The sequence below is a fragment of the Microbacterium sp. MYb62 genome (genome assembly GCF_002979475.1).
Classification (GTDB): Bacteria; Actinomycetota; Actinomycetes; order Actinomycetales; family Microbacteriaceae; genus Microbacterium.
Genome location: NZ_PCOY01000005.1, coordinates 187,413 through 196,401 on the forward strand (window position 1 = coordinate 187,413; position 8,989 = coordinate 196,401).

9 protein-coding genes and 2 tRNA genes are annotated in these 8,989 nt (G+C 68.2%); 1 reads left to right on the plus strand and 10 read right to left on the minus strand.

All coding sequences use genetic code 11. The features are described 5' to 3' along the window. Nucleotides 1-11: 11 nt before the first annotated feature. From CQ042_RS08265 to CQ042_RS08290, 6 genes are all read right to left on the minus strand, one after another. Nucleotides 12-1,019 carry a hydroxyacid dehydrogenase gene (locus tag CQ042_RS08265; RefSeq protein ID WP_219844832.1) on the minus strand — a complete coding sequence of 336 codons (1,008 nt, stop codon included), beginning with the start codon at nt 1,017-1,019 and terminating at the stop codon, nt 12-14. Continuing rightward, nucleotides 1,016-1,936 carry a carbohydrate ABC transporter permease gene (locus CQ042_RS08270; protein WP_105670002.1) on the minus strand — a complete coding sequence of 307 codons (921 nt, stop codon included), beginning with the start codon at nt 1,934-1,936 and terminating at the stop codon, nt 1,016-1,018. The genes CQ042_RS08265 and CQ042_RS08270 overlap by 4 nt, the downstream gene beginning before the upstream one ends. Then, on the minus strand, nt 1,933-2,859 hold the full coding sequence (locus tag CQ042_RS08275; protein WP_105670003.1) for a carbohydrate ABC transporter permease: 927 nt from the start codon (nt 2,857-2,859) through the stop codon (nt 1,933-1,935). The genes CQ042_RS08270 and CQ042_RS08275 overlap by 4 nt, the downstream gene beginning before the upstream one ends. Before the next feature lie 62 nt (nt 2,860-2,921). Then, the gene (locus CQ042_RS08280) at nt 2,922-4,220 is read right to left on the minus strand and encodes a sugar ABC transporter substrate-binding protein (protein WP_105670004.1); all 1,299 of its coding nucleotides are present in this window, start codon (nt 4,218-4,220) and stop codon (nt 2,922-2,924) included. Nucleotides 4,221-4,320: 100 nt separating this feature from the next. After that, the gene (locus CQ042_RS08285; protein ID WP_181157499.1) at nt 4,321-5,415 is read right to left on the minus strand and encodes a substrate-binding domain-containing protein; all 1,095 of its coding nucleotides are present in this window, start codon (nt 5,413-5,415) and stop codon (nt 4,321-4,323) included. A gap of 16 nt (nt 5,416-5,431) precedes the next feature. Continuing rightward, nucleotides 5,432-5,767 (minus strand): L-rhamnose mutarotase, encoded by a 336-nt coding sequence (locus tag CQ042_RS08290; RefSeq protein ID WP_105670006.1) that lies wholly within the window; start codon nt 5,765-5,767, stop codon nt 5,432-5,434. Nucleotides 5,768-5,838: 71 nt separating this feature from the next. On the opposite strand from CQ042_RS08290, the gene CQ042_RS08295 reads away from it, so the two are divergent. Next, entirely contained in the window at nt 5,839-6,549 is a 711-nt protein-coding gene (locus CQ042_RS08295) for an META domain-containing protein (protein WP_105670007.1), read from the plus strand. A gap of 77 nt (nt 6,550-6,626) precedes the next feature. Here CQ042_RS08295 and CQ042_RS08300 read toward each other — a convergent pair. From CQ042_RS08300 to CQ042_RS08315, 4 genes are all read right to left on the minus strand, one after another. Further along, a tRNA-Met gene (locus CQ042_RS08300) sits at nt 6,627-6,700 on the minus strand. Between the two features lie 34 nt (nt 6,701-6,734). Next, nucleotides 6,735-6,806: transfer RNA gene (locus CQ042_RS08305), tRNA-Thr, on the minus strand. Nucleotides 6,807-6,874: 68 nt separating this feature from the next. Next, the gene (locus CQ042_RS08310) at nt 6,875-8,005 is read right to left on the minus strand and encodes a M23 family metallopeptidase (protein WP_258132144.1); all 1,131 of its coding nucleotides are present in this window, start codon (nt 8,003-8,005) and stop codon (nt 6,875-6,877) included. 149 nt (nt 8,006-8,154) lie between these two features. After that, complete coding sequence (locus tag CQ042_RS08315; protein WP_105670009.1) at nt 8,155-8,949, minus strand: inositol monophosphatase family protein; 795 nt, start codon at nt 8,947-8,949, stop codon at nt 8,155-8,157. Nucleotides 8,950-8,989 lie beyond the last annotated feature (40 nt).

The following is an 8,989-nucleotide window of genomic DNA, read 5'->3' on the forward strand; positions in this document are numbered from 1 at the left end:
GCGCGCCCGGGTCAGGCCATGATCGCGAGAAGCTCGGGCTCGATCTCGTGCGCGAGGGGCTCACCACGGGCGATGCGCCGCAGCTCGTCGAGCATCGCCTGCGACAGCCTGCCGAGTTCGGCGCCGAGGGAGCCGGCGATGTGCGGCGTGAGCAGCACGTTCTCGGAGGTGTAGAGCGGATGGCCCGCCTCCAGGATCCACGGCACGGTGACGTCGAGGATGGCGAACAGCTCGCCCGCGACGACCCTGCGGGTCAGCGCATCCTGGTCGACGACCTCGCCGCGTGCCGTGTTCACCAGCGTGGCTCCGACCGGCATCAGGTCGAGGCCCCGAGCGTCCAGCAGGTTCCGGGTCGACGGCAGCGATGGCGCATGCACCGACACCACGTCGCTCGTGCGGAGAAGCTCATCGAGAGGGACCACCGTGACTCCGAGGCTGAGGGCTTCGGCGTCGGTCAGATAGGGGTCGTGGACGACGACCTCGAACACGTACGCCCGAAGCATCTCGATCACGATCCGCCCGATCTTGGAGGCGCCGACGATGCCGATGCGCTGGCCGTAGTTGCCCATGCCGGGGAACGTCGCCTCGACGTCGAAGTCATCCTGCAGCTCGCGGTACCGGCGGGCGATGGGGAGCACCCGCTTGCCGGCCAGCACGATCATCGCGACGGTGTACTCGGCGACGGGCACGGCATTCGCTGCAGCGGCCGAGCTCACCCGCACACCGTGTTCGAGGAGTTCGGGGCTCAGATAGGGCTTGACCGTGCCCGCAGCGTGGAGCACCGTCTCGAGGCGAGGTGCTGCCTCGAGCAGAGCGGCGTCGAGTCGCGGGGCTCCCCAGCCGGTGACGAGCACCTCGACATCGGCGAGGACCGCCCGCGCCTCGGCGGACTCGAATTCGGTGACGAAGCCGGCGACGTCCGCCACGGCCTCGTACTCGCGAATCATCGCTTCGGGGAAGACGCGCCCCCGCACCGACGTCGTCATCGCGAAGGCGGTCACCGGGCGCCGGGAGTTCACTTGACGCTCCCTGCGGAGAGGCCCGCCCGCCAGAACCGCTGCAGCATCACGAAGGCGATGATCAGGGGCACGACCGAGACGAATGACCCCGCGATGACGAGGGTCGAGAACTCCGGGTTCTGCTGCACCTGGCTCTGCCACAGGGCGATGCCGACGCTCGACGGGAAGAGCTCCCGGTTCTGCAGCATGATCAGCGGCAGCATGAAGTTGTTCCAGATGCCGACGAACTGGAAGAGCGCGATCGTGACGAATCCCGGCACCAGCATCGGAAGCCCGACCTGCAGGAAGCTGCGGACGGGTCCCGCGCCGTCGACCCGTGCCGCTTCGAGGGTCTCCCCCGGCAGGTAGCCCGAGGAGAACACCCGGGCGAGGTACACGCTGAAGGGGTTGCACAGCGTCGGGATCACGACGGCCCAGATGGTGTTCGTCAGTCCGACCGATGCCGCGAGGAGGTACAGCGGGATCACCGTCGCCGTGTTCGGGATGAGCACGCCGACCAGCACCGAGGCGTAGAGCCCGCGCTTGCCGCGGAACTCGAACTTGTCGAACGCGTAGCCCGCCATGAGCGAGACGAAACCGCCGACGATCGCGCCGATCCCGGCGTACAGGATGCTGTTGCCCAGCCAGCGGAGGAAGATGCCATCGTCCTGCGTGAGCAGCCGCTGCATGTTCGCGAGGAAGTCGGAGCCGAAGGCGAACGCGTTGCCGGAGTACAGGTCGCCCGCATCCTTGGTCGCCGCGAACACGAGCCACAGCAGCGGCAGCACCATGTAGGCGGAACCGAGGATGAGCAGCCCGTTGACGCCGACCCTGGCCGGGAGGTTGCTGCGACCGCCCGCGCGGCGTGCCCGCGGGATGCGTGGCGGGTGGGCGGATGCCGGAGTGTGCGGCACCGGACGGTCGATCACGGCGGTCATCGCGTCGGCTCCTTCGAGGTGAATCGCGTGACGACCCAGGACAGCAGGCCGGCGAGCAGGGCGAGGATGATGGAGGCCGCTGCGGCCTGCGGCAGGTTGTTGCGGTTGAACGCCGCGTCGTATGCCCACATGTTCGGCACCCAGGTACTGGTGACCGCGGTCGTCGCCGAGGAGAGGATCTTCGGCTCGGTGAACAGCTGCAGCGAGCCGATCACCGTGAACAGCAGGGCGACGCCGATGGCCGGCCAGACGAGCGGGGTCTTGATCGAGAAGGCGGTGCGGATCTCTCCCGCGCCGTCGACCTTGGCCGCTTCGAGGATCTCGCGAGGCACGGCCTGAAGTGCGGTGAAGAGGATGATCACGTTGTAGCCCGCCCACTCCCACACCGCGATGTTGACCATCGAGGGGAGCACGAGCTGCCCCGAGAGGAAGTCGATCGCGATGCCGCCCGATTCGAGGGCCTTCACGAGGGGGCTCACGCCGGGGGTGTACAGGTAGGCCCAGATCAGTGCCGCGATGACGCCGGGCACCGCGTGCGGAAGGAACAGCAGCAGCTGGAACGTGCGCTTGGCGTAGGCCACGGTCGCGTCGAGCAGCAGGGCGAGCACCAGAGCCACGACGAGGAGCGAGGGGACGTACAGGAGGCAGTAGAGCGCGAGGCGACCGAAACCGTCGGTGAACGTGCGGTCCGACAGCACCTCGAAGTAGTTGCCGAGTCCGACGAACTCGGTCGTCGCTCCCCCGAACCCGAGGCCGCTGCGCTTCTCGGCGAACAGGCTCATCCCGATCGCGTAGATGACCGGGGCGATTATCGTCAGGGCGAAGAGGACGAAGAAGGGGATCAGGAACACGGAGGCCGTGCGACCGCCCGTCCCCGGGATGGTCTTCCTCGTCCGCGGCTTCGCGGGGGCGGGAGCTGTCATCGTGGTTGTCCTTCGATCTGGTCCGCCGGGCGGGCGGAGTGCCCGACCGCCCGACGGATCCGTCATTCCTTGATGTCGAGGCCGAGCTTCTCGAGCCCGCCGACGGTCGCCTTCTGCGTCGCCGTCAGCGCATCGCCCAACGTCGGCTCCGCGGTGACGGCATCCTTGAGCGCGGTGGCGGTGAGGTCGTACTTCGGCCCCCAGGCCCACGGGCCGAGGTTCGCCGATGCCTCGTCGAAGACTTCGTAGATGTCGTTCGCGTAGTAGTCGGTGGGGGCGACGGATACCGCGACCTCGTTCAGCCCCGGGTAGGCGAGGTAGGCGGTGCCGACGGCCCCGCGTGCCTCGATCGCTTCCGGCGAGGTGACCAGCCACTCCAGGAACACCGCCGCAGCGGCGGCGTTGTCGGAGTTCTCCGGGATCGCGAAGCTGGTTCCCCCGCTCAGCGCACCGGTCGGCTCCCCGTCCCACGACGGCGGAGCGGCCGCGATCCACTTGCCCTGCTGACCCGAGGCCTCGGTGCGGGTCTTGAGCGCGGAGGCGCTCCAGGAGCCGCCCACCCAGGCGTTGACCACTCCGCTGTTCAGATCGGCAGTCCATTCGTCGCTGAAGCCGAGCTGCTTCTTGACCAGGTCCTCGTCGATCAGGCGCTGCCAGTAGTCGGCGACCTTCTGCGACTCCTCGTCGTCGATGGCCACCTTCCAGCTGTCATCCTCGACGGTGAACCACTCGGCTCCGGCCTGCCACGACATCGGCGCCAGCTGGGGCTCGTTGGTGAAGAAGCTCGTGAGATAGGCGTCAGGATTCACGGCCTTGACCGCACGGGCGGCCTCCTCGAACTCGTCCCAGGTCTCCGGCACCCCGACGCCGGCGGCTTCCAGCACGTCCTGGCGGTACCAGATGACCATCGGCGGAGCGTCGTAGGGAAGCGCATAGGCCGCGTCCCCGAACGAGACGAGGCTGCGCACCTGCTCGTCGTACGTGCCGAGCAGGTCACCTGAGACCAGGTCATCCACCGGGGCGAGCTGTTCGGCGGCGACGAAGCCGGGGAGCCGGTCGTACTCGATGCCGACGACGTCGGGACCGCTGCCGGACTCGATGGCGGCGGAGAGCTTCGTGTACCCGCCGTTCGCTCCGTTCGGGATCTCCTCGAAGGTGACGGTGATGTCGTCCTGGCTCTCGTTGAACGCGGCGGCGACATCCGACATGCCGCTGAGGGACGACCAGAAGGTGACCTCGCCCTTCGGGGCGGCGGAGGGCTTCTCGGGCTCGGCGGTCGCACCGCCGCCGGCGCAGCCTGCGACGAGGGCGGAGGTGGCGACCAGGGCCGCCACCGAGAGGGAAGTTCGACGCAGGGACATCGCGGGTTCTCCTTTGAATCGTTGACCGTGCGAATACGATCTTTCGGCACACGGGACGATTCACCAACACGAGGAGAGGTTTTATAACAAAACCTAACAACTACACGCGTCGAACGCTGGAGTCTCGGACGATCAGCGCCGGGAGCATCGCCATCCGCACGGGAGTGTGCGCGACCCCCACCGGCTGCTTCAGACGGTCGATGCACAGTCGCAGTGCCGCATGTCCCAGCTCTTGCTTCGGCGGCGCCACCGCGGTCAGCGACACCGTCGCGAAAGCGGCGACCTCGTCGTCGTAGGCGACGACCGCGAAGTCCTCCGGCACGCGCAGACCGCGCTCGAGCACCAGGTCGAGGAACGCCATCGCATCCGCATCGCCGAGCAGGATCGCCGCGGTGACGCCTGCGGCCAGGCATTCGTCGAGAAAGTCGTCGAGCTCGCGGATGTTCGCGGTGTCCCCGAGTTTCGGCGGCGACAGGTCGCGGCGGAGAATCACGACCGACGCCGGATCCATCGCCGCCATCGCTCGCCGGAATCCGGCATCCAGCCCCGCGACCGTCGCCGCAGGGCGCGCGGCCAGAGCGATCGCCGTGTGCGCCTGCTCAGCGAGATGCCGCACGGCCGTTTCGGCTCCGTGCGCATGATCGGTGCGCACCCATTCCAGCCGTCCGGCGAGGCGGTCCTCGACCGAGCGCTCGACCATGACCACAGGGATCCCCGCCTCCGCGAGCATCCGCTGCAGCGGCGAATCGGCGGCGAGGGTGTCGTGCGGGGTGATCATGAGCGCATCGACACCACTGGCGATCAGCCGTTCCGCCTGTCGGAACTCCTCCTGCGGCGAGTATTGCGAAGCACCGACCACGAGCCGGCAGTTCGCCTCATGAGCGGCCTGACTCGCTCCCCGGATCACCTCCGGGAAGTAGTACTGCGTGGTCGGCACGATCATGCCGATCGTCGCCACGGGACGCGTCCGCGTCTCGCGGGTGTCCCGCGCCCCACGAGACTGCTGCTGGGCGACCTCGAGCGAGACGGCTCCCCCGTGCACGCGCACCAGAAGGTCACGTTCCTCCAACGCGACCAGGTCGCGCCAGAGCGTCATCGTCGTGACGCCCAGCCGGGCAGCGAAGGGAGCACTCGACAGCGAGCCGCGCAGCTCCAGCTCCCGGAGGATCGCGTCGCGGCGGGCAGCGGCGGTCATCTCGTCTTCACGGTGATCAGGCCTCGGCGCTCCGCTGGGCGGAGAGCGCCCATACCTGCTCGATCGGGGTGAAGCCGTCTTCGCCGTCCGGCCCATGGAACCCCTCCACGAACCGTCCGATGTCGGCCTGCCAGGCGTCGTTCTCCGGCGAGGCGTTCACCACCCGCATCGCCGCTTCGAAGTCGTCGCATTCGACGATGTGGAACAGATTGCGACCGGAGCGCCAGATCGTCCAGTCGTGGATGCCGGCGACACCGAACAGGTCCCGAAGCCCTTCCGGGATACGGGCGTGGTGGGTCCGGTAGTCGTCGATCGCACCCTCTGCGATCACCGAGTGCAGTGCGATGCGCATGCTGCTCCTTGTCAATTCACATTCGATTCCCTTGCCACGATAGGCCCCGCTGCGGATGTTAGATTCACGGCATGCGCGCGGAGAGCTCCCGGCTCAGGACACCGGACCACGACCGACCGAGTCGACTCGGCCTCGCGGTCAGCTTCTGGATCCTCATCCCGATGATCCTGTTCGGAGCGCACTGGATGCAGATCTTCGAGTCGTTCGGCGTCGTCGGCTGCGAAGGCGACTGTGATCTGGAGCTCAGCCTCGGCGCCCGGGCCGCGTACCCCTGGGCGGTCGGTGCTTCTGTCGTCGCGGCGGTCGTCGCCGCTGTGGTGTTTCGACTTCGGGGGAAGCCCGCCCATTGGGGTCCTCTGCTCGGCGTCATCCTCGTCCTGCTGTCGGCGATCGCGACCAGCATCGTGTTCCAGGTCGGCTTGGCTCCCATGCACGAGCGCAACGACAGGATCGCGAACGGCGAGGCGCGACCCGGGGCCGCGCCTCCTCTCCCCGACCCCGTCGGCGTGTGGGAGGCGAGTGTGGACGGCGCACCGTCCCTGCGGTTCTCCGCTGACGGGACCGTCACCGGCGACGACGGGTGCAACGACCTGAGCGGCCGTTGGACGCAGGACTCCTCGGGCAGGATCGACCTGGAAGCGCTGCTCCCCCAGACGACGAACGTGTGCGAGGGCGTGGACACGTGGCTGAGCGGAGGACGCTCGGCCGACATCTTCGACGACTACATGTACGTCAACGGCGACCTGGATTCGCCCATCGGTGGCTTGCAACCGGCACGCTAGCTGCTCGGTTCCCACCGCCTGAGAAACAGACACCGCCTGAGAACAGAAAAACCCCGGCGAACCGGGGTTTCAATCTGTAGCAGGAGCGGGGCTTGAACCCGCGACCTCACGATTATGAGTCGTGCGCTCTAACCAGCTGAGCTACCCTGCCGCGAGGCATCCGTCCGCGTGAGAAGAATGCTGCGAGCCCCGAGTCAGGATTGAACTGACGACCCCTTCCTTACCATGGAAGTGCTCTGCCACTGAGCTATCGGGGCGTGCTGCCCCTCGCGGGGCAACCGTACGAGAATACCATCACTGTGGCGTCCTCATGAAATCGAGCCGGTCAGTACGAGGGCCGCCCGGCGTTCTCCTTGAGCCATGGCATCGGATCGATGGTCGTCCCGTTGACGATGAGCTCGAAGTGCAGGTGTGCGCCGTAGGAACGGCCGGTGTTTCCGGTCTTGCCGACGACGGTTCCGACCTTCACGGTGTCGCCGGCCTTGACCTGCAGCGAGCCGTACTGCATGTGCGAGTAGTGGCTCGTGATGACGGACCCGTCGATGACATGGTCGATGTAGACCGTCACACCGTAGGCGCCGCCCTGCTCGGTCGCGATGCGAACCGTGCCGTCGGCGATGGCCTGGATCGGTGCGCCGTTGCCGGGGACGAAGTCGATGCCCTCGTGGAGTCGGCCGCTGCGCATGCCGTACCCGTAGCTCATGCCGACGCCGACGAGGAACGGCCACTGGATGGCCGCCTCCGGATCGTTCGTGAAGATCTCGCCCGAGTAGTTGATGCCCTGCTCGGCGGCGACCTCGACGAGCGAGACCGTGCTGAAGTCGTCGGCACGGGCGAGGGAGTCGTTCTCGACACCGGACGGTGCGACGAAGGCCTGGATCTCGTCGGCCCCTGCTCCGTCTGCGCCGGATGCGGACGTCGAGACCAGCGACAGGGATGCGACCGAGGTTCCCTGCACACCCGCGACGGCTTCAGCGGGAAGGGTTATGGAGACCGCGAGCAGTCCGGCGAGACTCATCACGCCGACGGTGGCGCCGACGGTGGCGACCTTGCGGATGCTGCGGGGCCGCCGTGGGGCGACGTGGGCGGGCGTCTCGGCTTCGGCTGCCGGCGCCTGTCGTGCCGACGTCCGGTCGGATGCCGAGAAGGTCGGGACCGTTCCCGTGGTGCGGAAAGCCCGGGATGCCCGTTCGAAGACATCGTCGTCATCGACGGCGACAGGCGAGGCGGGAACCTCGGCGATGATCGGCTCGGGCGCCGCGGCGATGAACGGTTCCACCGGCGGCTCGGATGCCGGGAAGTCGGACGCCTGACGCTCACGAGCTGCGCGCCGCGAGAGGGGCGCGACGGCGGCGAGGGCGATGGCGGACTCTGCCTCGGAGAGGGGTGCCGTCGTTCCCGCCGCGGGGGCCTCGGAGGCCGTGATGCGGAGTCGGCTGGACCGGCGCGTGGGCACAGAGGCAGCCTGAGGATTCTCTAAGGGCAAAACGTTTCTCTCGGTCGTGCGGCAAGCTCGGGGGCGCAAACTCAACTTTCACCTTCGGGTGGTGAAAGTAACGATCGCATAAACCCTACCGTGATCCCCCTGGGAATGCCATGAATCGGTCACTGTTTCTCGTCGAGGATCGCAACGAGCCGTGCGTGCACGTCACGCCCTCCGGCGATCAGCATCGGTCGCGGCGAATCGAGGTCGATTCGAGAGACGACGCCGCCCGCCTCCTCGACCAGGAGCGCACCGGCGGCATGATCCCAGGGCCGCAATCCCCGCTCGAAGTACCCGTCGAGCCTGCCCGCGGCGACAGAGGCCAGATCGAGAGCGGCGGCGCCCATCCGTCGGAGATCCCGCGCGATGGGCATGACCCGGCTCACCGCAGCGAGGTCTCCCGCGTGCGTCGCGGGGTCGTAGCCGAAGCCGGTGCCGAGCAGCGCACCGGCCGGCGTCTCCTGGGTGACCTGCAGGCGGCTTCCTCCCGACCAGGCTCCGTGCCCTCGGGCCGCTGTGAAGGTCTCGCCGAGCGCCGGCGCGTCGACGGCCGCGGCGAGCGCCTCCCAGGACTCCGGATCGGGTTCGCCCCGGACGGCGGCGATGCTCACGTTGTACGCGGGGATGCCGTAGGCGTAGTTCACCGTGCCGTCGATCGGATCGACCACCCAGGTGATCCCGCTGACGCCGGGTTCGGCACCGGTCTCCTCGCCGAGGAAGCCGTCATCCGACCTCGCCTCGCGGAGCCGGTCGCGGATGAGCGCCTCGACTTCCCGGTCGGCATCCGTCACGATGTCGGCGAGCGTCGACTTGGTCGCTGCCAGGCGGACGCCCTCGCTCCGACGCCTGCGCGCGAGCTCTCCGGCCTCGCGTGCAACCGCCGTCGCGAGCTCGCTGAGCTCGAGTGCGAGCGTCACTGCTCGGTCTGCTGCGGGGCGGGGGCGGGAGGCGGCGGCG

Coding starts and splice junctions, on each gene's coding strand:
- CQ042_RS08270 (WP_105670002.1), bottom strand. CDS start 1,936: ATGACCGCCGTGATCGACCGTCCGGTGCCGCACACTCCGGCATCCGCC.
- CQ042_RS08275 (WP_105670003.1), bottom strand. CDS start 2,859: ATGACAGCTCCCGCCCCCGCGAAGCCGCGGACGAGGAAGACCATCCCG.
- CQ042_RS08280 (WP_105670004.1), bottom strand. CDS start 4,220: ATGTCCCTGCGTCGAACTTCCCTCTCGGTGGCGGCCCTGGTCGCCACC.
- CQ042_RS08285 (WP_181157499.1), bottom strand. CDS start 5,415: ATGACCGCCGCTGCCCGCCGCGACGCGATCCTCCGGGAGCTGGAGCTG.
- CQ042_RS08290 (WP_105670006.1), bottom strand. CDS start 5,767: ATGCGCATCGCACTGCACTCGGTGATCGCAGAGGGTGCGATCGACGAC.
- CQ042_RS08295 (WP_105670007.1), top strand. CDS start 5,839: ATGCGCGCGGAGAGCTCCCGGCTCAGGACACCGGACCACGACCGACCG.